Below are 21,046 nucleotides of genomic sequence, written 5' to 3'. Positions count from 1 at the left end.
TCGGCCGCCTGAAAGATTGGCGCCGCGTCGCCACACGCTACGACCGATGCCCAACGGTCTTCTTCTCGGCCGTTGCCCTCGCGGCCACAGTCATCTTCTGGCTATGACCAATGAGTCCTGACCCTAGGGAATTTCCAATGACACGCGAGGAATCGCGTGGGTTTCATGCAACCGCAGTCAAGCCGACAACGGGAAACACGGAAGATATCCCTGTAAAAGACCGCTGATCAGGGAAATGGCCGCGCGAGCAGTGACAGCTTGGCGGAAGCGCTCATAGAGCGATCAAGGGATATCGGGCCGACATATCGGTTCGGTACTGCGACCCAGAGCCGCAGAGAATCAGAGGCTAAATCGAGCTATCTTTTGCCTGACCCGAATCTCCGCAGTACCGGCTTGCCACAGATACGCGTCGTTCTGCGCCGCTTCGCGTGCATTTTCTCGCGGAGATCCAACGTCTGTGACTAGGTGGCGGAGCGGGATGTCTTTCGAACCATCAATATGGGAATCCATCAAACCGACATTCCGTACTGCCTGCCATGGCTCCGGAGAAAACCTGCGCGATATCCCGTATTGATGGTTATCAGGTGACTCTCCGCACTACCGAAGAACACGCAAACCGCCCAGTTTCGCGGGCCTTGCCGCGGAAATTTTGTGCTTTCTCAGTGTCTTGAGGCTACGTGGCGGAGCGGGAGGGATTCGAACCCTCGATACGCTTTTGGCGTATACTCACTTTCCAGGCGAGCGCCTTCGACCACTCGGCCACCGCTCCGCATGTCCTGGAAGGGCGCGACTAGCCTGTCCGGTCGTGGCCTGCAAGTGATTGCGCATGTCCGCGGGTTACGTCAGTCTGCCGCGTTATGCTCAGCCTGCTTTTTCTCGTCGCCGCGGCCTTGCCGCAAACCGCTCCTCAAGGCGCCACCGCGCCTGCCGATCCGGTCATCGCCGATTGGCGGGCCGTCCCCGACGACGAATTGTTGGTCATGACGCTGGCGAACGGCAAGCAGGTCGTGATCCGGCTGGCTGCGGCGATGGCACCGGCCCACGTCGGCAATATTCGCACGCTTGCACGAAAGCGCTGGTGGGACGCGGCGAGCGTGTACCGCGTGCAGGAGAACTGGGTCGCGCAATGGGGCGACGCGACCGAGAAGAAACCATTGCCGGCGGGGGTCACGGACCGGCCCGCCGCCGAGTTCGAGATCGCGAACTTCAGCCCTGCAGTGCGGATGGCACAGGCGGACGGCTATTCCACTGCAAGCGGCATCACGGCGGATGGCTGGCCGGTGGCGACCAACGGCACGCAGGCATGGCTGACGCATTGTTACGGCATGGTAGGCGTAGCACGGGACGCGCTGCCGAGCACGGGATCGGGGGCGGAACTTTTCACGCCGATCGGCCAATCGGCACGCCGGCTGGATCGCAACTACACCGTCGTCGGACGGATCGTAGAGGGCATGCAATATCTGTCCGCCCTGCCACGAAGCGAGGCGGCGATGGGGATGTATGCCACTCCGGGTGAGAGAGTCCCGATCGCCAAGGTGCGGCTGGCGAGCGATTTGCCTGCGGGCGAGCGACCGCATTTCCAGTATCGCAGCGCCGATAACCCGCGCTTCGCCGCGGCAGTAGCACGCCGCGAAAATCCGGAGGCGCCAACGGTATCGCTTGGCGGAGCAACGGTGTGCGACGTTTTGCCAGCGGTCCGTCGGACGCCCTGACGTCGACCCTCGCCCGCTGGTTCAGGCTCGCCCTGATCCGGGTAGAGACGGGGCCAGCGCGGATAACGCGACGGCATTGGATCACGCCATCGTCAGCTGGCCGCGACCCATGCCGCAACCTCGACCGCGACCTGATTGGCGGCCTGGCTGAGCGCAGTCCCCGCATTCGTCGCGTCGATCGCGGCGACCGGCACGCGCGCCTCGAACCGGCGCTTCTCCACCGTCGCACCGCCAGCGCGGGTCAGCGCCGCGTCATAGGTCACGATCGCCTCGCGGCTGGTCGCGTCGAGCCCGAAGCGACGCAGCTCGCCGCTCAGCGTCGCACTGGGATCGGCGATCGACTGGACGGTCGACAGCACCACCATGTTGCTGCGTGCCGACACGGTGTCGGACAACAGCCGGGCGAACAGCCGCGCCGGCGGCTCGCTCCACTGCGCATCCTCGACATAGGCGATCGTCGTCGGCGTCGCCTGTACCGGCACACGCGCGCCGGCGATCGACGTCGGCGTCGACGGCACCTGAATGGTGATCGAGCGCGCCTTCGCTGAATTCTGCTCGGTGCCCACGGCCGGCGCCGATGTCGCGTCCAGCGTCAGCAGCGAGGGCGGCGGCTTGGCGCCGAAGCTGATGCAGGCGGCAAGCGGCAGGGCCGCGGCGACAATGAGAAGCTTGGTCTTCATGATCTCACTTGCCCTTGTAGTCGGGGAGCTTCTGCTGGCCGATCAGCGAGCTGGCCCCGCCCTGATCGACCTTGTCGGCGATCGACGACAACGCACTCGCCGTGACGCGCAGATCGCGAACCAGCCGGTTCGCCTCCGGGATCGTCTGCTTCGAGAAGGTCTGCAAGCCGGGACGCGCATCCTGAATCGCCGCATTGAGCGTCTCGGTGCTCTGCTGCGCCGAGGCGATCGTCTTGTTGAGGTTCTGGAGCGTCGGCTTCACATCCTCGGCCAGCACGCCGTTGGTCGTATCGGCAAGCTTGCCGATCGACTGCGCGGCGTCGCCCGCCTGCTGGATCGCGATCCGGGTCTGCGCCAGCGTCGCCGCGATTTCCGGCCCGCGATCGGCGAGCGCATCGGTCAGGCGATTGGTGTTGTCGAGAATGCCGGCGATCGATGCCTGATTGCGGTCCGTCAACAGACCGGTGAGCCGCTCCGTGAGGGTCGACAGACGCTCGAGCAACTGCGGCGCGCTGTTCAGGATCGCGCCGATGCCGCCCTGCTTGGTCGCGATGACCGGCACACCATAGGGGCATTGCGTCGCATCGGGACGTTCGGGGCAGACGATCGGCGGCGCGCCCTTGCGCGCGCCATCGAGCGCGACGGTGCTGGTGCCGGTGAAGCTGCCGAGGATCGTCGCGGTCGTGCCCTGAAGGATCGGCGTCTCATCATTGACGGTCACGCGGACTCGGACGAACTGCGGATCGGGCTTCCACAAGGCGATCGTCTTCACCTGCCCGGTCGGCACGCCGGAATAGGTCACCGTCGACCCCTTGGCGAGGCCATCGACCGACTGTTTGAAGAAGATGTCGTATTCGCGTTCGGTCGCACCGCCCAGACGCGCGATCCAGACGGTGAAGATCGCCAATACGGCGAGCAGGATCAGCACGACCGCGCCGACGATCACATGGTTGGAACGGGTTTCCATCAGTCGCTACTCGCCTTTTCGGCCGGTTCGGTCGCCGCGGCGGGACTTGCCGCGATCTGCTGTGATTTGACTTCGGTCGGGTGGGCGCGCGCTTCTGCCTGCGCTTCCTGCGTCGCGACGGCGGCACGGCCGCGAGGCCCCTTGAAATATTCCTGGATCCACGGGTGATCGAGCGCGAGGAGTTCGTCGATCGTGCCGACCGCGATCACCTTCTTGTCGGCCAGCACCGCCACCCGGTCGCAGATCGCATACAGCGTATCGAGATCGTGGGTGATGAGGAAGACGGTGAGCCCAAGCGTCTTCTGCAGCGATTTGGTGAGATCGTCGAACGCCGCCGCACCGATCGGGTCAAGGCCGGCGGTCGGTTCGTCGAGAAACAGCAATTCGGGATCGAGCGCCAGCGCACGCGCAAGGCCGGCACGCTTCTTCATGCCGCCCGAGAGTTCGGCGGGGTATTTCGGTCCGGCGTCCGGCTTCAGCCCGGTCATCACGACCTTGTAGGCGGCGACCTCTGCCATCAGCGCCGGGTTCATGTCGCCGTAGAATTCGCGCAGCGGCACCTGCACGTTTTCGGACACGGTCAGTGTCGAGAACAACGCACCGCCCTGGAACAGCACGCCCCAGCGCTTGCGGATGTTGGTCGCCTCCGTCTCCTCGCGACCGATCGTCGGTTCGCCGAAGACGGTGATATCGCCCGCGACCGGCGTCTGGAGTCCGATGATCGAGCGCATCAGCACCGACTTGCCGGTGCCGGAACCGCCGACCACGCCGAGGATTTCGCCACGCCGCACGTCGAGGTCAAGGCCGTCGTGGATGACCGCGTCACCAAACGCGTTCTTCAGGCCGCGAACCTCGATGATATGTTCGTCGGCGTCGCGATCGGTGCTGGATGCAGGCATCAGTTCCACCCCACCCAGGTGAAGAACACCGCGAAAAAGGCATCGAGGACGATGACGAGGAAGATCGCCTGAACCACCGCCGATGTGGTGCGCAGGCCGACCTGTTCCGCGTCGGATTCGACCAGCATGCCCTGGAAACAGCCGGCGATGGCGATGATCGCTCCGAACACCGGTGCCTTGATCAGGCCGATATACAGATCGGTGATCGGCACGACTTCGCGGATGCGCTGGATGAAGGTGACGGGCGGAATGTCGAGGGACACCCAGCACAAAAGGCCACCGCCGATGATCGCGACCAGCGATGCATAGAAGCCGAGCAGCGGCATCAGCAGCACGGCGGCGATCGTGCGCGGCAGCACCAGCGCCTCCATCGGCGACACGCCGATCGTCCGCATCGCGTCGATCTCTTCGGTCAGCTTCATCGTGCCGAGCTGTGCCGCGAAGGCCGAGCCGGAGCGGCCGGCGACCATGATCGCGGTCATCAGCACGCCAAGTTCGCGCAGGGTCAGGCGGCCGATCAGGTTGATCGTGAACACCTCCGCGCCGAACTGGCGCAACTGCACCGCGCCCTGTTGCGCGATGACGATGCCGATCAGGAAGCTCATCAACCCGACGATAGCGAGCGCCTGTACGCCGACGACTTCGAACCGGTGGACAGTGGCGTTGAAGCGGAAGCGGCCGGGATGGCGGATGACGTTGGCGAGGGCGATCGTGGTCGCACCGAGAAAGCCGAGCAAACCGTAGAGCGTGCGGAAGGTGACGACGACGGCGTCGCCGACTTCACCGAGCAGGCGATTGAAGGCGTTCGACGGACGTTCCGGCAGCGCCACCGGCTGATCCGCGGCGACGACGGAGTCGAGCAGGAATCGCCCATCCTCGTCGAGGCCGTCGATCCGGGCATCGTGGCGCGTCGCCAGCCGGTGGACGACCCAAGCGCCCACGGTGTCGATCCGGCCGACATCGCTGAGGTCGATCCGCTGCACCGGTCCGTCGAGCGAATCGAGTCGGTCGGGCAATTTGCCCAGCGTGCGCAGCAGCAGGTCACCGGAAAAGCGAAGTGTTCCGCCGCTGTCCTGCTCGAATTCGGCTGTGGCGCTCATCACGTCCGCTTCTGCGGCAAGTCGGCAGGGACGGCAAGGCGTTTAACATACGCGACGGTTCGGTTCGGACGGCGCGATCGGCTCACAACAGGACATCGACACTGTGGATGACGAGGCCGACCAGACCGCCGACCAGCGTCCCGTTGATGCGGATATACTGAAGATCGCGCCCCACCGCATTTTCCAACCGGCTGGTAATCGTGCGGGCATCCCAGCCGCGTACGGTTTCCGATACCAGCCGGACGATGCCGTCGCCATAGTCCGCAGCGACGCCGACGATCGCGCGCCGGACGAAGCGGTTGATCGTGCGGGACAGGCGTGGGTCCTGCGTCAGCGTCTGTCCCAGCTGGCGCAGCATGTCGCCCAATTGTCCGGCCATCGCGCTTTCCGGATCGCGCGCAATGCGCAGCAGCCCGGCGCGGGCCGATTCCCACAGGCCGTCCAGCCAACGCTGCATCGCCGGATTGGCGATCATCTCGACCTTCATCGCCTCGACCCGGGCCTGCATGACGGGATCGAACTGAAGATCCCAGGCGAGGCGATCCAGCCCCTCCTCCGCCTTCAGCCGCAGCGGATGTTGCGGATCATCGGCCATGTCGGCGATCAGCTTGTCGAGGCCGGCGATCAGCTTGTCCGCTACGGTTTCGTCGAGTCCGGTCCAGCGCAGGATCGATCCGGCGCGATCGTGCACCATCTGGCGGATGAGATGTTCGTTGGCAGCCAATGCCTTCGATCCCCAGCGGATCGCACCGTCGAGCAGCGGGGCATGACGCTGTTCGGCGAGCGCCGCCTTCATCATCCGGCCGAGAATCGGCGCGACCTCCGTCTCGCGCAGGCGGGCGGCGATGCCGGCCTTGACCATCCCGCCGAGGCGTTGCGGGTCGAGGCCTTCGAGAACCTGCGCGACCAGTTTCGATGCGCCTTGGCGGAAGCGACCACCGGCGCCCTCCGGCGGGTCGGTCAGCCAGCGGGCGATCGCCGTGGCGACATCGACGCGGCGCATCCGGCGGCTGATGACGGCGGGCTGGAGGAAGTTGGTGTGCAGGAATTGCGCGAGCGTGTCGCCGATCCGGTCCTTGTTGCGCGGCACGATCGCGGTGTGCGGGATCGGCAGACCGAGCGGATGCCGGAACAGGGCGGTGACCGCGAACCAGTCGGCAAGGCCGCCGACCATCGCCGCTTCGCTGAATGCCTGGAGGAAGCCGACCCAGGAATGGAGTGGTGCAAAGTGGCGGCTGACGAGGAACGTCGCCGCCATGACGATCAGCAGCGCACCCGCAACCCGCCGCATCCGCACGAGTGCGGGCGGGGCCGCCTCTGTGCTGCTGGCGCGGGGGATTGGTGTCATCGACGAAACAATCCCTGAAAACGGGGGAAGTTCAAGTGGCGGCGACGAAAGGGGTGTTGCGGCTCCGTGTCGTCATGCCCGCCAAGGCGGGAATCCATAGGGCCGGCGTGCGGGCCCTTCGCTGGCATCGTGATTATGGATCGCCGCCTTCGCGGGGATGACGATCCCCCTTCCCCGGTCGTCCTGGCGTTCGCCGGGACGACCGGGGGGAGGGACGCGCCCCCGCCCCGCATCATTCCGCCGGCTGTTCGCCCTCGCCGTAGCCGATGCGTCCCGGTGCGGGTGCGATCGCCGGCTGATCCGGGCCGGCGATGCCGACCACGGTGCTGCCGTCGTCGCCGGGACGATAGGTCAGCAGGCGACGGCCGAGCCGCGGTCCGACGTAGCGTTCGACCCCGACCGCTAGGCTGAAGGCCGCCGGCACGATCACCAGCGTCAGCAGCGTCGACAGGATCAGCCCGCCGATCACGACGATGCCCATCGGCGCGCGCCACGAACCGTCGCTGCCGATCGAAGCGGCGGTGGGGATCATGCCGGCGACCATCGCGACCGTGGTCATGACGATCGGCTGGGCGCGCTTGTGCCCGGCATCGATGATCGCGGTAAGCGTGTCGACGCCCTTGTTCATCTCCTCCAGCGCGAAGTCGATCAGCAGGATCGAATTCTTGGCGACGATGCCGAGCAGCATCAGCAGGCCGATGAACACCGGCAGCGACAGGGGATTGCCCGTCGCCCATAGCGCGATCAGCCCGCCCAGCGGCGCGAGCAGCAGCGAGGCCATGTTGACGAACGGCGGCAGCGCGCGACGATACAGCAGCACGAGAACCGCGAAGACGAGGAATGTGCCCGCGACGACCGCGACGACGAAGTTCTGCAACATCTCCGCCTGCCACTTGGCCTGGCCCAGCGTCAGCTTGTTCACGCCGATCGGCAGGTTCTGCATGATCGGCAGCATGTCGATCTGCTTCTGCGCGATGCCGGACACGACGCCGGATGCGAGGTCGGCGCCGACGGCGATGCGGCGCTGCTGGTTGACGCGGTCGATCTGCGTCGGGCCGGAGCCGAGCGAGATGTCGGCGATCAGCGACAGCGGCACCGATCCGCCCGACTGGGTGGAGACGGGCAGGTTCTGGATCGTCGACAATTCGGTCCGCGCGCCCTGGTCGAGCGCGACGCGGATCGGCACCTGACGATCCGACAGCGAGAAGCGGGCCGAATTCTGGTCGATGTCGCCCAGCGTGGCGATACGGATCGCGCTGGACAGCGCCTGCGTCGTCACGCCGAGGCTGGCGGCGAGATCGAAGCGCGGACGGATGACGATCTCCGGCCGCTGGAGGTTGCCCGAGATGCGCGGCTGGGTGAGCGTCGGCAGGCGCGACATCTGTTCGACCAGCGTGGTCGCGGTCTTCTGCAGCAGTTCCGGATCGTCGCCGCCGAGGACGACGGTCATGTCACGACCCGAAGATCCCCAGCCGAATTGCGAGCGGAAGCCGACGCGGGCATCGGCGAACTTGGCGAGCTCGGGCGCGAGATTGCGTTCGAATTCGGTGCTGGTGACCTTGCGATCGTCCTTCAGGGTGGCGGTGACGCGGCCGTTGCCGACGCCGGTGCGGGCGTAGACCGACTGCACCTCCGGCTGGCGGCGCAGCAGGTCGCTGACGCGGGTGACGACGGCGTCGGTCTGCGCAAGGGTGGTGCCGGGCACCATCTCGATCGTCGCGGTCGAATTGTCGCTATCCTCGGATGGCGAGAATTGCATCGGCACCGCGCCGAACATCAGGATCGTCGCGACGAAGGTGAGGAAGCCGAAACCCATTACCCACATGCGGTGATCGCGCCAGCGGCTCGAAAAGCGATGGAAGCCGCCGCGCGCCGCGCTCGCCTTTTGCCGGGTGCTGTCGAGCGTCCAGCGCAGCACGCGCATGTAGACGTCCATCAGCTTGCCCTCGCCGTGGCTGGCGTGGCCGAAGGATTTGAGGAAATAGGCGGCGATCATCGGCGTGATGAGGCGCGCGACGGCGAGGCTCATCAGCACCGACACAACGACGGTGAGGCCGAAGTTCTGGAAATACTGGCCCGAGATGCCGGGCATCAGGCTGACCGGCATGAACACCGCGACGATCGACATGGTGGTGGCGAGCACGGCAAGGCCGATCTCGTCCGCGGCGTCGATCGAGGCCTGATAGGCGGATTTGCCCATCCGCATGTGCCGGACGATGTTCTCGATCTCCACGATCGCGTCGTCGACCAGCACGCCCGCGACGAGGCTGAGGCCGAGCAGCGTCATCTGGTTGAGGTTGAAGCCGAGCAGCTCCATGAACCAGAAGGTCGGGATCGCAGACAAGGGGATCGCGAGCGCCGAGATCAGCGTCGCGCGCCAGTCGCGCAGGAACAGCAGCACGACGAGCACCGCGAGCACCGCGCCCTCGATCATCGCGTGGATGGCGGATTCGTACTGCGCCTCGGTATATTTGACGCTGTTCGAGCGGAGGATGAAGTGAACGTTCGGGTTGCGCTTCTCCAGCGCCTCCAGCTTCTTGACCGCTTCGTTGAAGACGGTGACGTCCGATGCGCCCTTGGCGCGCTGGAAATCGAAACTGATCGCCTGACGCCCGTCGACCGCGGCGCGGCTGCGCTGTTCGGCGTACAGATCGCGGACGGTGGCGATGTCCCCCAGACGGATGGTGCGGCCGCCGCCGACGTTGAGCAGCGTGTCCGACAGCTGGTTGGCGTTCCTGGCATTGCCGAGCACGCGGACCGACTGTTCGGACCCGGCGATCTCGGCACGCCCGCCCGCGGCGTTGAGGTTGATCTGGCGGAGCTGCTGGTTGACCTGAGACGCGGTGAGGCCCTGGCTTTGCAGCTTGAGCGGATCGAGGATGACCCGGATTTCGCGGCTGACGCCGCCGTTGCGGTTGACCGCGGCCATGCCGGGCACCGACAGCAATTCCTTCGACACGGTGTTGTCGATGTACCAGCTGAGCTGCTCCACCGTCATGTCGCTGGCGATCGCCGAATAGCTGGCAAGATCGTTATCGGTGGTGTCGGCGCGGAAGATCTGCGGTTCGAGGATGCCGTCAGGCAGGTCGCTGCGAATCTGGGCGATCTTGTCGCGGGTGTCGTTGACCGCGCGGTCGATCGAGGTGCCGATCGCGAGCTGGACGACGGTCTGCGACTGGCCTTCGGTCACCGTCGAGTTGATCTCGTCGATACCCTGGAGCGATCGCACCGCCGCTTCGACGCGGTTGGTGACCTGATTTTCAAGTTCGGTCGGCGCCGCGCCAGGCTGGCTGATGACGACGATGACGATCGGGAAATCGATGTCCGGATCGTTGTTCACGTCCATCCGCATGAAGCTGACGATGCCCGCCAGCGTCAGCGCGAAGAACAGGACGAGCGGCGGGACCGGGTTGCGGATCGCCCAAGCGGAGATGTTGCGAAAGCTCATGTCAGCTCGCCTTCTGTACGACCGGCTTCACCTTCTGGCCCGGCGCGAGGAACCCGCCGGCCGAGCGCACGACGCGTTCGGTGCCGTCGAGGCCCGACATCACCGTGACGCCGGCATCGGAGACCTGGCCGATCTTGATGTTGCGGCGTTCGACCTTATCGTCCTTGCCGATGACATACACGAAGCTGCCCTTTTCGTCGCTCTGCAAGGCGCTGTCGGGGAGCAGCGGCGCAACCGCGGCGCCGCCGACGATCGTCGCGGCGGCGAACCCGCCCGGGCGCAGCGCAGGATCGTAGCGCAATGCGATGCGCGCGACGCCCTGCCGCGTCTGCGCGTCGATGATCGGCGCGACCTGCCAGACCTCTCCGGTGAAGACGCGGTCGCTGCCGACCGGCGTCACCTGAGCGCGGGCGCCGGGGCGCAGCGTCGCAAGATCCGCCTCGGCGAGTTGCGCGCGCATCTCGATCTGCCCGCCCTGCGCCATGCGGAACAGGACGCCGGTGCCCGAGCTGACGATCTGGCCCGGTTCGGCGCCACGCGTCAGGACCAGCCCGGCGGCGGGCGCGCGGATGTCGAGCCGGCCGTTGCGGGCATTCGCCTCTCGCAGACCGGCGGCGGCGACCTGCACGCGGGCGGCGGCGGCGTCGCGGGTGGCGGCCTTGCGCTGGAGATCGGCTTTCGAGATGAAGCCGCGATCGACGAGCTGCTGGGCGCGGTCCAGCTCCGCCTGCGCGATCGTCTGGTCGGAGCGGGCGACGTTCACCTGTGCCGCGAGCGACTGCGCGGTTTGCTGCTGCACCGACCGGTCGACGGTGGCGAGCACCTGTCCCGCATTGACCCACTGGCCCGGCTCAACAAGCACGCGGGTAATCATGCCGCCCTCGCCCGCGACACCGACCGGCATCTCGCGGCGCGCGGCGAGCGTACCGGTTGCGGACAATGTGCGATCGACGGTCTTGCGGCCGGGAACGACGACGGTGACCGTCGGCATCTGTTCGGTCTTTTGCCCGGCGTTGGGGTCCACCTTCTTGCGGCCAAACATCGCCCAGGCGGCGGCGGCGAGCAGAACGACGACGATCAGCGTGATGACGATCGTGCGGCCGCGGCGCGACGGTGCAGGCTCACCCGGCAACGCCAGCCGCTCCTCGTGACCGATCGAACCCTGATAGTCGTTCATGCCTGTCCCATCCCCGTCCGGCCATCATGGCCACCGCATACCGCAGCTGTATTATATGAATATATCACCACGCTCAAGCCCCCGCCGGCGCGACCGCTGTGCCATGCCCGAAAGCGCCCGTCTTCGCAACGATTTCACCCGTTCAGCTGAGGTTTCGTCGCAGCGCGGCAGACGACCGTCTCGCACTGAGGCGACGGGAGATACGATAGTGAAGGGTTCGATGGCTTTCGGGGCAGCGCTGGCGACGGTGATGGTCGCTGCCGCGGCGGCTGCGCAGACCGCGCCGCAGACGGTCGAGCCGCTGATACCGGCGCAGGGCACGATCCTGGACGTCAGCGCCGAAGGGCGGACGACGCGCGTGCCCGACATCGCGACGATCCGTGCCGGCGTGGTGTCACAGGCGCCGACCGCGGCGGCGGCACTCGCGGACAATGCCCAGCGGATGGCGCGGGTGCTGGCCGCCCTGAAGCGTGGGGGCATCGCCGCCCGCGACATCGCGACCGCCAACGTCGGGCTCAGCCCGCAATATCGCTATACCGACGGGCAGCCGCCCGCCCTCACCGGCTATCAGGCGACCAATACCGTCAGCGTCCGCTTCCGCGACGTCGCGAAAGCCGGTGGTGTGCTCGATACGCTGGTCGCACAGGGTGCGAACCAGATCGATGGGCCCAACCTGTCGATCGACAAGCCCGACGCCGCGCTGGACGAAGCGCGGACCGACGCGGTGAAGCAGGCTCGCACGCGAGCCGATCTGTACGCAGCCGCGGCGGGGATGAAGGTCGTCCGGGTGATCTCGATCGCCGAGGCCGGGCAGAACGCGGGCGGCCCGACGCCGCCGGTGCTGTTCCGGGTACAGCGCGCCGCCGATGCACAGACGTCGATCGCACCGGGCGAGCAGGACGTCACCGTGACGCTGTCGGTCCGTTTCCTGCTGCAATGACGAAAAAGGCCGCCCGGTTGCCCGGGCGGCCTTTCCACGTTCGCGTGACGAAGCGAAAGTCCGTCGTGGTTAGCGGACGCTGCCGCGACGCACCAGGTTGACGATCGCCAACAGGACGATCGCGCCCAGCAGCGACACCAGGAACGAGGTAATGTTCAGCGGTGCATTGTTGATGGATCCGCCCGAGATGATCAGCCCGCCGATGAACGCGCCGACGATGCCGACGATGATGTTCAGGAAGATGCCCTGCTGCGCATCGGTGCGCATGATGATGCTGGCCAGCCAGCCGATGACACCACCGATGATCAGCCAAAGAATGATACCCATAAGTCCCTCCGTTACGCCCGGCGTGGGCTCTGTGCGGAAAGACTCATGAGGGCCGGATAATGTTCCGCACGCGTTTCGTTTTTGCGACGTGCGGAACCGGGTGTTCTCAATACTTTTGCTGGCGTTCGTAGAGGGATTTGTAATGCTGGATACGGGTGACGCGCAGGCCCGGCATGCCCGACCGGTCGATCGCCCGCTGCCAGCCGGCGAATTCCTCGACCGTCAGGCCGTAGCGGGCACAGACCTCGTCCACGCTCAGCAGTCCGCCGTTGACCGCGGCGACCACCTCCGCCTTGCGTCGCACCACCCACCGCGTCGTCGATGGCGGCGGCAGCGAGTCCAGCGTCAGCGACTCGCCGAGCGGACCGATGACTTTGGCGGGACGGATTTTCTGGTTCTCGATCATTACTCAACCTCGATCGGGGCGGGGGGCCCCCTCTCAAACGCGATACTGGTCCCTAGCGAGCGGTCTTGAAGATCGCCTGAAACGCCACGGTAAACGGCGCATTCATTCCTCACTTCGTCGGGTTCCGCTCCAACGCGCGAGCATCGCCGCCATCGGGCCGTTGAAGGCACCATCCAGCGGCTGCAGCAACCGGGACGGATCGCCCAGGCGGCCGAACCGTGCCTGCGCGACGGCGGTCGGAGACGCCGTCTGCCGCGCGGCGATCCCGACCATGAGCACCGCCAGATCGCCCGGAAGCTGGGTGACTTCCGAATTCCTGTCGAAGCCGGGGAAGCTGAGATCCAATGCTCGATTACTCGTGTTACGCGTTCGGGAACCCGGGCTTAGGGGACAGGCGGTGAAGGCGGGGTAAAGCCCGACGCAAGTTTATGTGAACCTTCATTACCTTACCGTTCCACCACGGGTGTCGCTTTGCGGTTCCACGTCGGAACGCCTATGTGGCCGGGCATGGACGATTTGGATTTTCAGCTGGGTGGCGACCTCGCCTCGAAGCGGATCGTGGTGGCGATGTCGGGCGGCGTCGACAGTTCGGTCGTCGCTGCGCTGGCGGCGCGTACCGGGGCCGAGACGATCGGCGTGACGCTGCAATTGTACGATCATGGCGAGGCGACGGGCCGCGCCGGCAGTTGCTGCGCCGGCCGCGACATCCGCGACGCGCGTGCGGTATGCGACCGGCTGGGGATCGCGCATTACGTCTTCGATCACGAGACCCGCTTCAAGGAGACGGTGGTCGACACCTTCGCCGACGAATATCTGGCCGGCCGCACGCCGATCCCCTGCGTACAATGCAACACCGGGCCGAAGTTCACCGATCTGCTGGCGCTGGCACGCGACCTGGGCGCGGATTGTCTGGCGACGGGTCATTACGTGCAGCGGGTGATCGGGCCGGCGGGCGCGGAGCTGCATCGCGGTGCCGATCCCGCGCGCGACCAGAGCTATTTTCTGTTCGCGACGACGCAGGCGCAGGTCGACTATCTGCGCTTCCCGCTCGGTGCGCTGCCCAAGCCGCGGGTGCGCGAGATCGCCGCCGAACTGGGTCTGGGTGTCGCGGCGAAGCCCGACAGTCAGGACATCTGCTTCGTCCCCGACGGCGATTATGCCGGTCTGGTGCGCAAGCTGCGCCCGGAGGCGGATACCGCGGGCGATATCGTCGACCTGTCCGGCGCGAAGCTCGGCACGCATCGCGGCATCATCCACTTCACCGTCGGCCAGCGCCGCGGACTGGAGATCGGCGGCACGCCCGAACCCCTGTACGTGGTGCGGGTCGATGCGGCCGCGCGGCAGGTGGTGGTCGGGCCGCGCGCGGCGCTGGCGGTTGGAGCGGCACGGATCACCGGGCTCAACTGGATCGGTGGCGACCATGACGGGCCGGTCACCGCCAAGGTGCGATCGATGGCGAAGCCGGTGGCGGCACGGCTGGATGGCGACCGGCTGTCGTTCGATGCACCCGAATATGGCGTCGCGCCGGGTCAGGCGGCGGTGCTGTATGCGGGAACACGCGTGCTCGGCGGCGGCTGGATCGCGGCGACCGAGGCGGCGATGGTGGCGGAAGCGGCGTGACCGTCTCCATCGAGGCGTTGCGACTGGAGATGGAGGCCGCCGCGGCGGCACTCGATTTCGAAACGGCGGGGCGGTTGCGCGACCGGATCAGCCTGTTGCGCGGCGGCGGCGAGGATGTCGACCCGGCGGGGCTGGAGCGGCAGCGGCCGGGCGCGATGGGCCTCGGAACGAGCCAGTCGCGCGTCGTGCCGCCCGAAGGCTGGGTGAAGCCGGTGAAGCCCGACCCGATGACGAAGGGCCGTGGGCGGTAAAGAAACGCGGGGTTCCCGGCATGATGGTGGTGTGGGTGATGTGCAGGATGCCCCTTACGGCAGCAGGAACGTCCCTTCGATCACCGTCACGCAGGCGCCACCCAGGATCACGCGGTCGCCTTCCAGCGCGCAGGTGAGCAGGCCACCGCGCTTGCTGGCCTGAAAGGCGGTGAACCGGTCCTTGCCGAGCTTTTCCGCCCAATAAGGCACCGCGACGGCATGCGCGGCACCGGTCACCGGGTCTTCGGAAATGTCGAAATAGGGTGTGAAGGCGCGGCTGACGATGTCGGTGCGCTCGCCCCGCGCGGTGACGATCGCGACGATCGGCCCCGCGTCCATCAGTGCACGATCGTCCGGCCGGGCGGCGCGCACCGCGGCTTCATCGGCGACGACGACCAGCGCATAGCCCTTGTCCTGCCACAGCGTCTCGACCGCCTCGACGCCGAGCGCGGCGACGATCGCGTCGAGCGGTCGGGGCGATGGCCCCCACGCCGGCAGCGCCATGCGATAGCGGTCGCCTTCGCGCGAGACTTGCAGGATGCCAGCCTGCCGCGTCCGGAAGCGCACCGTCGTCCGGTCGTCGTCGGACGACAGCACGAAGTGACCGCTCGCCAGCGTCGCATGGCCGCACAGCGCGACTTCCGCCGCGGGGGTAAACCAGCGCAACTCGAAATCCGCATCGTCATCCGCGCCGCCGTTGCCCGCGATCGGGACGATGAAAGCGGTTTCGCTGAGGTTGTTCTCGGACGCGATGTTCTGGAGCACGGCGTCGTCGAGCCATGCCGACAGCGGCATCACCGCCGCCGGATTGCCGCCGAAAGCACTCTCGGCGAACGCATCGATCTGGGCGAACGGGATTCTCATAGGCGCTTTCCGAACCAATGGGGGGTGACGTCGGCCTCGACCAGCGGATTGTCGGTGTCGACATGCCCCTCGGGATCGAGGTGGATCAGCACCTCGACCTTGGGAAAGGTCTGGCGGAGGTTGAATTCGACGGATTCGACGATGTCGTGCGCGGCGCCGACCGTCAGGTTGCGGTCGACCTCCATGTGGAATTGCGCGAAATCGTGGCTGCCCGACCGGCGCGTGCGGAAATCGTGGATGCCCTTCAGTCCCGGCTGGCGGGCAGCGACGTCGAGGAAGGCATTGCGCTGATCCTCCGGCCATTCCTTGTCCATCAGCTGGTCGATCGCGTTGGACGACGCCTGGAACGCACCCCAGGCCAGCCAGAGCGCGATGGCGATGCCGAGGATCGGGTCCGCCTTGTGAAACCCGAGATACTGGTCGAGCACCAGCGCGACGATCACCGATCCGTTGAGCAGCACGTCGGACTGGTAATGGATGTTGTCGGCCATGATCGCGACGGAGCCGGTCTGCCGGATGATGCTGCGCTGGTACCAGAGCAGGACCGCCGTGGCGACGATCGCGACGACCGACACGGTGATGCCGAAATCCGCCGATGCGGTCGGGCCGTTCTGGCCCAGCGCATCGATCGCGCGCCATGCGATGGCGGCGGCCGACGCGGTGATGAGCGCGACCTGGAACAACGCCGCCAGCGCCTCCGCCTTGCCATGGCCGAAGCGGTGGTCGTGATCGGCCGGCGTCGCGGCGAGGCGGACGCCGTACAGGGTGACGAGGCTGGCGAGGAGATCGAGCGCGGTATCGGCGAGGCTGCCGAGCATCGCGACCGATCCGGTCTGCCATGCCGCGAAGCTCTTCAACGCCAGCAGGAAACACGCCATCGCCACGCTGGCGAGCGCGGCGCGCGTCGCAAGTGGCAGGAACCGACGCTGTTCGTCACGCGTCACGGGAACAGCAGCCCCTCGCTCCAGTCGCTGCCGGAACGGGTGAAGACGCGGCGTTCGTGCAGGCGATGCGCACGATCCTGCCAGAACTCGATCACCCGCGGCGTGACGCGATAGCCGCCCCAATGCGGCGGCCGCGGGACGTCCCCGCCCTCGAACCGCTCCGTCATTTCGGCAAAGCGCGCCTCGAACGTGTCCCGGTCGGCGAGCGGGCGCGACTGGTCGGACGCCCATGCGCCGAGCTGCGAATCCCGGCCGCGGCTGGCGAAATAGGCATCGGATTCGGCATCGGTGGCGAGCGTTACGGGGCCTTCGATACGTATCTGTCGACGCAGCGATTTCCAATGAAACAGCAGTGCCGCCTTCGGAACCGCGGCGAGGTCCGCCGCCTTGCGCCCTTCGCGGTTGGTGTAGAACACGAATCCGTCGGGGCCGTGCCCCTTCAGCAGCACCATACGTACGGAGGGCTGCCCCTCCCCGTTGACGGTGGCGAGCGCCATCGCATTGGGATCGTTCGGTTCGCTGTCCCGCGCATCGGCGTACCAGCTGTCGAACAGAGCGAAGGGATCGTCGGCCATAGCGGCTCTTTAGCGCATGTCGGCGATCGGGGGAAAGGGAGCTGGGGCCTTCCAGTCGAAGAGGTCGCCTGCCCCCCTGCGTCATGGCTACGCCGCGCCACATCCCCCGCGCGGGGGAGGACTTCAGTTGTCGCGGAACGACTCTTTCGCCCGCGAATTGAATCGCTTCCGCAACGGAAAGACACCGACACATGGCCGCACGTGCGTATTGGCAAGGACAGATCCGGCTCGCGCTGGTGTCGATCCCGGTCGAAATCTACTCCGCGACCAAGAGCGGCGCGGCGGTGGCGTTCAAGCAGATCCACGAACCGACTGGCAAACCGATCCATTACGAGAAGATCGTCACCGGTGTCGGTCCCGTCGACACCGACGAGATCATGAAGGGCTATGAGGTGTCGAAGGGCGAGTTCGTGCTGCTGGAGCAGGACGAGATCGACGCGGTGAAGCTGGAATCGAAGAAGACGCTGGAGCTGACCCAATTCGTCGACGCGAGCGAGATCGACGTGCTCTATTACGAGAAGCCGTATTTCGTCGTGCCGGCGGACGATCTGGCCGAGGAGGCGTTCATCGTGCTGCGCGAGGCGTTGCGGCGGACGAAGAAGGTGGGTCTGGGGCAACTCGCCATGCGCGGGCGGGAATATGTCGTCAGCCTGAAACCATGCGGACGCGGCATGGTGCTGGAAACGCTTCGTTATGCCGACGAGGTCAACAAGGCGCAGAGTTATTTTCGCGAGATACCGGACCAGAAGCCGGATGCCGAGCTGCTCGATCTGGCCGAGGCGCTGATCGACAAGAAAACCGCGACCTTCGACCCGCAGGAGTTCCACGACCGCTACGTCGATGCGCTGAAGGACCTCGTCGAGCGCAAGCGGAAGGCGAAGGGCGGCAAGGTGATCGAGGCCGCGGACGATAGCGGCACCAAGTCCGGCAGCAACGTCGTCGATCTGATGGCGGCGTTGAAGAAGTCGATGGAAAAATCCGGCGGGACCGCCGCGCAGAAGGCTCCTGCGAAGAAGGCCCCCGCCAAGCGCGCACCGGCGAAAAAGCGTGCCTGAGGCCGATCCGCTCGAACGCTACAACGCCAAGCGCGACTTTGCGAAGACGGCGGAGCCCGCCGGTACTTTGGCGCCGGGCCACGGCAACAGCTTCATGGTCCAGAAGCATGACGCGACCCGGCTGCACTGGGATTTCCGGCTGGAAATCGACGGCGTCCTGAAAAGCTGGGCGGTGACGCGCGGGCCGAGCCTCGACCCCGACGAAAAGCGGCTGGCGGTGCGGACCGAGGATCATCCGCTGTCCTATGCGACGTTCGAGGGGACGATTCCTGCCGGGGAATATGGCGGCGGAACGGTGATGCTGTGGGACCGCGGAACATGGGCCCCGATCGCGGGCAAATCCGCCAGGGATCTGGACAAGGGACATCTGCACTTCACGCTCGATGGGGAGCGGATGAAGGGAGAATGGCTGCTAATCCGGCTGAAACCGCGCGCGAAGGAGAAGCGGGAGAACTGGCTGCTCCGCAAGATCAACGACGCTTATGCCGGCGGCACCGACACATTGGTCGAAGGGGCGCTGACCAGCATCGCCACCGGTCGGACGATGGCGGACATCGCCGAAGGGAAGGCCGCGACCGCAAAGGCGCCGGCCCGAAAACCGGCCCGCAAGCCGGCACCTGCGGCGAAGCCGCGGAAGGGCAGGTCCGGCGCCAACACGCCATTGCCCACGTTTCGCGAACCGCAGCTCTGCACCCTCGTCGACAGCGTCCCTGCCGGCACCGGATGGCTGCACGAGGTGAAATACGATGGCTATCGCGCCCTGGTCGCGATCGGCGATGGCAAGGCCAAGGTCCATACCCGCAGCGGCCTCGACTGGACGGACAAGTTCGCCGCGATCGCCGATGCCGCCGCCGCCCTGCCGGTGCAGTCCGCGCTGATCGATGGCGAAATCGTCGCGTACAAGGACGGCCACCCGGATTTTTCGACGCTGAAGGATGCGATCGCCAACGCCGGCGACATGACCCTGTTCGCGTTCGACCTGCTGGAGCTGAACGGCGAGGATTTGACCCCCCTCACCACCGTCGAGCGCAAGGATCGACTGCGTGGAATCGTGGAGAATGGCGAACGCATCCAGTTCGCCGAACACGTGCTTGGTTCGGGCGAGGAATTGTTCGAGACGATGTGCCGCGAGGGGCTGGAAGGCGTCGTGTCGAAACGCGCCGACGCGCCGTATGCCGGTGCACGCAACAGGACGTGGCTGAAGGCCAAGTGCATCCAGCGGCAGGAATTCGTCATCGTCGGCTGGACGCCGTCGGACAAGAACCGCGGGTTCAGGTCGCTGCTGCTCGGGCTGCGCGAAGCGGACGGGTTTCGCTATGCCGGCAAGGTCGGCACGGGGTTCGACCAGGATCTGATGAACGACCTGACGGACAGGATGACGACGCTGTCGGTCGCGAAGCCGTCGGTCGATGCGGCCAGCCTGAAGACGCACAAGGCCGCCCTGCGCGGGGCGAAGTGGATCAGGCCGGAACTCGTCGCCGAAATCGCCTTTGCCGAGGTGACGCCCGACAAGGTGCTACGCCATTCGAGCTTCGTCGGCCTGCGCGGCGACAAGACGGCGGATCAGGTGGTCGCCGAGGTGCCCGAACCCGCCCCCGCCGCCGCGCCGCAGGTGCTTATCAAGGTGAGCAGCCGAGACCGGGTGATCTTTCCGGAGAGCAAGGTCACCAAGGGTGAACTGGCGGACTATTACGCGCAGCTGTCGCCGATCATGCTGCCGTGGGCGGGGCGGCGGCCGATCAGTCTGGTCCGCTGTCCACAGGGCCGTGGCAAGGCATGCTTCTTCCAGAAGCACGACGCCGGCAGCTTCGGCGACACCGTCCACCACATCGACGTGCGGGAGAAGGACGGGTCGACCCAGCCCTATCTGTACGTCGACGATGCCGATGGCCTGGTCGCCTGCGTCCAGATGGGGACGATCGAATTCCACGGCTGGGGATCGCGGATCGACGCGCTGGAACAGCCCGACCGGCTGGTGATCGACCTGGATCCCGATGAGGGACTCGACTTCGCCGACACCAGGCGCGCGGCGGAGCATGTGTCGGCGCAACTGGCCGAGCTGGGTCTGGTAAGCTTTCCCCTGCTGTCGGGCGGCAAGGGCGTGCATGTCGTGGTGCCGCTGACCCCGCAGGCGGAATGGCCGGCGGTGAAGGACTTCGCCGATCGCTTCGCACGGGCGTTGGCGGCGGCGGAGCCGGACCGGTTCGTCGCGGTGATGACCAAGGCCAAGCGCAAGGGCAAGATCTTCATCGACTACCTGCGCAACCAGCGCGGCAGCACCGCGATCATGCCCTATTCGGCGCGCGCGCGGGCCGGCGCTCCGGTCGCGGCGCCGGTGTCGTGGACCGAGTTGCGCGACATCGACACCGCGGCGCGCTGGGGCGTGCGGGATGCCCCGGAGCTGCTGGATCGCGCCACGTCGCGGGCGCTGGCGGGATGGGGCGTGGCGGATCAGGTGCTGCCGGATTTGTGATGTTCATTCCTCTCCGGCGAGGGGGAGGTGGCGCGTTCACAGGACTGTGACGGAGGGGGTGGCAGGCTGCGAGCCCGGTTGCTTGCGGAAGCGCCCCCTCCACCACCGCTACGCGGCGGTCCCCCTCCCCCGCTTCGCGAGGGAGGAATTAAAGACGGTTGGCTGGCGCAAGTTCCTCCCCGGCGAGGGGGCGGTGGTGCGCTCGCAAGAGCGTGACGGAGGGGGCGGCAGGCTGCGAGCGTGGTCGCTTGCGGAAGCGC

Annotated in this window: 19 protein-coding genes, 1 tRNA gene and 1 pseudogene; 7 read left to right on the top strand and 14 right to left on the bottom strand. The window is 66.5% G+C overall.

All coding sequences use genetic code 11. The annotated features are described in order from the left end of the window. Positions 1-107, top strand: a pseudogene (locus LRA87_RS17665) (IS5 family transposase); the annotation flags it as partial. Between the two features lie 571 nt (positions 108-678). Here LRA87_RS17665 and LRA87_RS17660 read toward each other — a convergent pair. Continuing rightward, positions 679-769, bottom strand: a tRNA-Ser gene (locus tag LRA87_RS17660). Positions 770-857: 88 nt separating this feature from the next. Here LRA87_RS17660 and LRA87_RS17655 point away from each other — a divergent pair. Continuing rightward, positions 858-1,712, top strand: a complete 855-nt coding sequence (locus LRA87_RS17655) for a peptidylprolyl isomerase (protein WP_230782210.1) — start codon at positions 858-860, stop codon at positions 1,710-1,712. A gap of 92 nt (positions 1,713-1,804) precedes the next feature. Here the strand turns inward: LRA87_RS17655 and LRA87_RS17650 are convergent, their stop codons facing one another. The 7 genes from LRA87_RS17650 to LRA87_RS17620 form a co-directional block, all read right to left on the bottom strand. After that, entirely contained in the window at positions 1,805-2,392 is a 588-nt protein-coding gene (locus LRA87_RS17650; protein ID WP_230782208.1) for an ABC-type transport auxiliary lipoprotein family protein, read from the bottom strand. A gap of 4 nt (positions 2,393-2,396) precedes the next feature. Further along, entirely contained in the window at positions 2,397-3,359 is a 963-nt protein-coding gene (locus LRA87_RS17645; protein WP_230782206.1) for an MlaD family protein, read from the bottom strand. Beyond that, a complete protein-coding gene (locus LRA87_RS17640; protein WP_230782202.1) occupies positions 3,359-4,258 on the bottom strand; it encodes an ABC transporter ATP-binding protein in 900 nt (299 codons plus the stop codon). Before LRA87_RS17640 ends, LRA87_RS17645 begins: the two co-directional genes overlap by 1 nt. Further along, positions 4,258-5,358 (bottom strand): ABC transporter permease, encoded by a 1,101-nt coding sequence (locus tag LRA87_RS17635; protein WP_230782199.1) that lies wholly within the window; start codon positions 5,356-5,358, stop codon positions 4,258-4,260. Before LRA87_RS17635 ends, LRA87_RS17640 begins: the two co-directional genes overlap by 1 nt. A gap of 82 nt (positions 5,359-5,440) precedes the next feature. Beyond that, complete coding sequence (locus LRA87_RS17630) at positions 5,441-6,706, bottom strand: DUF445 domain-containing protein (RefSeq protein ID WP_230782197.1); 1,266 nt, start codon at positions 6,704-6,706, stop codon at positions 5,441-5,443. Between the two features lie 232 nt (positions 6,707-6,938). Continuing rightward, positions 6,939-10,154 (bottom strand): efflux RND transporter permease subunit, encoded by a 3,216-nt coding sequence (locus LRA87_RS17625; RefSeq protein WP_230782190.1) that lies wholly within the window; start codon positions 10,152-10,154, stop codon positions 6,939-6,941. A 1-nt stretch (position 10,155) separates the two neighbouring features. After that, positions 10,156-11,331, bottom strand: a complete 1,176-nt coding sequence (locus tag LRA87_RS17620) for an efflux RND transporter periplasmic adaptor subunit (RefSeq protein ID WP_230782181.1) — start codon at positions 11,329-11,331, stop codon at positions 10,156-10,158. A 220-nt stretch (positions 11,332-11,551) separates the two neighbouring features. Between LRA87_RS17620 and LRA87_RS17615 the strand changes: the two genes are divergently transcribed. After that, the gene (locus LRA87_RS17615; protein ID WP_230782179.1) at positions 11,552-12,271 is read left to right on the top strand and encodes an SIMPL domain-containing protein; all 720 of its coding nucleotides are present in this window, start codon (positions 11,552-11,554) and stop codon (positions 12,269-12,271) included. Between the two features lie 69 nt (positions 12,272-12,340). Here the strand turns inward: LRA87_RS17615 and LRA87_RS17610 are convergent, their stop codons facing one another. The 3 genes from LRA87_RS17610 to LRA87_RS17600 all read right to left on the bottom strand — a co-directional run bounded on the left by LRA87_RS17610 (position 12,341) and on the right by LRA87_RS17600 (position 13,349). After that, positions 12,341-12,598 carry a GlsB/YeaQ/YmgE family stress response membrane protein gene (locus LRA87_RS17610; protein ID WP_230782178.1) on the bottom strand — a complete coding sequence of 86 codons (258 nt, stop codon included), beginning with the start codon at positions 12,596-12,598 and terminating at the stop codon, positions 12,341-12,343. Between the two features lie 106 nt (positions 12,599-12,704). Next, positions 12,705-13,004 (bottom strand): CtrA inhibitor SciP, encoded by a 300-nt coding sequence (sciP, locus tag LRA87_RS17605; RefSeq protein WP_163957783.1) that lies wholly within the window; start codon positions 13,002-13,004, stop codon positions 12,705-12,707. Positions 13,005-13,106: 102 nt separating this feature from the next. Continuing rightward, positions 13,107-13,349 carry a hypothetical protein gene (locus tag LRA87_RS17600; RefSeq protein ID WP_230782176.1) on the bottom strand — a complete coding sequence of 81 codons (243 nt, stop codon included), beginning with the start codon at positions 13,347-13,349 and terminating at the stop codon, positions 13,107-13,109. Between the two features lie 162 nt (positions 13,350-13,511). Between LRA87_RS17600 and mnmA the strand changes: the two genes are divergently transcribed. Both mnmA and LRA87_RS17590 read left to right on the top strand, forming a co-directional pair. Next, on the top strand, positions 13,512-14,624 hold the full coding sequence (gene mnmA, locus LRA87_RS17595; RefSeq protein ID WP_230782174.1) for a tRNA 2-thiouridine(34) synthase MnmA: 1,113 nt from the start codon (positions 13,512-13,514) through the stop codon (positions 14,622-14,624). Further along, positions 14,621-14,875 (top strand): UvrB/UvrC motif-containing protein, encoded by a 255-nt coding sequence (locus LRA87_RS17590; RefSeq protein ID WP_268934882.1) that lies wholly within the window; start codon positions 14,621-14,623, stop codon positions 14,873-14,875. Before mnmA ends, LRA87_RS17590 begins: the two co-directional genes overlap by 4 nt. Before the next feature lie 54 nt (positions 14,876-14,929). Here the strand turns inward: LRA87_RS17590 and LRA87_RS17585 are convergent, their stop codons facing one another. The 3 genes from LRA87_RS17585 to pdxH are packed head-to-tail and all read right to left on the bottom strand — an operon-like array spanning position 14,930 to position 17,258. Then, positions 14,930-15,739 carry a PhzF family phenazine biosynthesis protein gene (locus LRA87_RS17585; RefSeq protein WP_230782172.1) on the bottom strand — a complete coding sequence of 270 codons (810 nt, stop codon included), beginning with the start codon at positions 15,737-15,739 and terminating at the stop codon, positions 14,930-14,932. Then, positions 15,736-16,683 carry a cation diffusion facilitator family transporter gene (locus LRA87_RS17580; protein WP_230782164.1) on the bottom strand — a complete coding sequence of 316 codons (948 nt, stop codon included), beginning with the start codon at positions 16,681-16,683 and terminating at the stop codon, positions 15,736-15,738. The genes LRA87_RS17585 and LRA87_RS17580 overlap by 4 nt, the downstream gene beginning before the upstream one ends. Next, positions 16,680-17,258: a pyridoxamine 5'-phosphate oxidase gene (gene pdxH / locus LRA87_RS17575; RefSeq protein WP_230782162.1), complete on the bottom strand. Its 579-nt coding sequence runs from the start codon at positions 17,256-17,258 to the stop codon at positions 16,680-16,682. Before pdxH ends, LRA87_RS17580 begins: the two co-directional genes overlap by 4 nt. 191 nt (positions 17,259-17,449) lie before the next feature. Between pdxH and ku the strand changes: the two genes are divergently transcribed. Further along, entirely contained in the window at positions 17,450-18,313 is an 864-nt protein-coding gene (gene ku, locus LRA87_RS17570) for a non-homologous end joining protein Ku (RefSeq protein WP_230782160.1), read from the top strand. Continuing rightward, positions 18,306-20,786 carry a DNA ligase D gene (gene ligD / locus LRA87_RS17565; RefSeq protein ID WP_230782154.1) on the top strand — a complete coding sequence of 827 codons (2,481 nt, stop codon included), beginning with the start codon at positions 18,306-18,308 and terminating at the stop codon, positions 20,784-20,786. The genes ku and ligD overlap by 8 nt, the downstream gene beginning before the upstream one ends. Positions 20,787-21,046 lie beyond the last annotated feature (260 nt).

The sequence above is a fragment of the Sphingomonas sp. Leaf37 genome, assembly GCF_920939475.1.
Taxonomy (GTDB): domain Bacteria; phylum Pseudomonadota; class Alphaproteobacteria; order Sphingomonadales; family Sphingomonadaceae; genus Sphingomonas.
The sequence above is the reverse complement of the archived record's forward strand: the minus strand, read 5'-3'. Positions and strand labels throughout refer to the sequence as shown.

Excerpts from the sequence above, each read along its gene's own strand:
- LRA87_RS17610 (WP_230782178.1), bottom strand. The coding sequence starts at position 12,598 with ATGGGTATCATTCTTTGGCTGATCATCGGTGGTGTCATCGGCTGGCTG.
- pdxH (WP_230782162.1), bottom strand. The coding sequence starts at position 17,258 with ATGGCCGACGATCCCTTCGCTCTGTTCGACAGCTGGTACGCCGATGCG.
- LRA87_RS17650 (WP_230782208.1), bottom strand. The coding sequence starts at position 2,392 with ATGAAGACCAAGCTTCTCATTGTCGCCGCGGCCCTGCCGCTTGCCGCC.
- sciP (WP_163957783.1), bottom strand. The coding sequence starts at position 13,004 with ATGATCGAGAACCAGAAAATCCGTCCCGCCAAAGTCATCGGTCCGCTC.
- LRA87_RS17620 (WP_230782181.1), bottom strand. The coding sequence starts at position 11,331 with ATGAACGACTATCAGGGTTCGATCGGTCACGAGGAGCGGCTGGCGTTG.
- LRA87_RS17655 (WP_230782210.1), top strand. The coding sequence starts at position 858 with ATGCTCAGCCTGCTTTTTCTCGTCGCCGCGGCCTTGCCGCAAACCGCT.
- mnmA (WP_230782174.1), top strand. The coding sequence starts at position 13,512 with ATGGACGATTTGGATTTTCAGCTGGGTGGCGACCTCGCCTCGAAGCGG.
- LRA87_RS17615 (WP_230782179.1), top strand. The coding sequence starts at position 11,552 with ATGGCTTTCGGGGCAGCGCTGGCGACGGTGATGGTCGCTGCCGCGGCG.
- ku (WP_230782160.1), top strand. The coding sequence starts at position 17,450 with ATGGCCGCACGTGCGTATTGGCAAGGACAGATCCGGCTCGCGCTGGTG.
- LRA87_RS17635 (WP_230782199.1), bottom strand. The coding sequence starts at position 5,358 with ATGAGCGCCACAGCCGAATTCGAGCAGGACAGCGGCGGAACACTTCGC.
- LRA87_RS17625 (WP_230782190.1), bottom strand. The coding sequence starts at position 10,154 with ATGAGCTTTCGCAACATCTCCGCTTGGGCGATCCGCAACCCGGTCCCG.
- LRA87_RS17645 (WP_230782206.1), bottom strand. The coding sequence starts at position 3,359 with ATGGAAACCCGTTCCAACCATGTGATCGTCGGCGCGGTCGTGCTGATC.
- LRA87_RS17585 (WP_230782172.1), bottom strand. The coding sequence starts at position 15,739 with ATGAGAATCCCGTTCGCCCAGATCGATGCGTTCGCCGAGAGTGCTTTC.
- LRA87_RS17630 (WP_230782197.1), bottom strand. The coding sequence starts at position 6,706 with ATGACACCAATCCCCCGCGCCAGCAGCACAGAGGCGGCCCCGCCCGCA.
- LRA87_RS17640 (WP_230782202.1), bottom strand. The coding sequence starts at position 4,258 with ATGCCTGCATCCAGCACCGATCGCGACGCCGACGAACATATCATCGAG.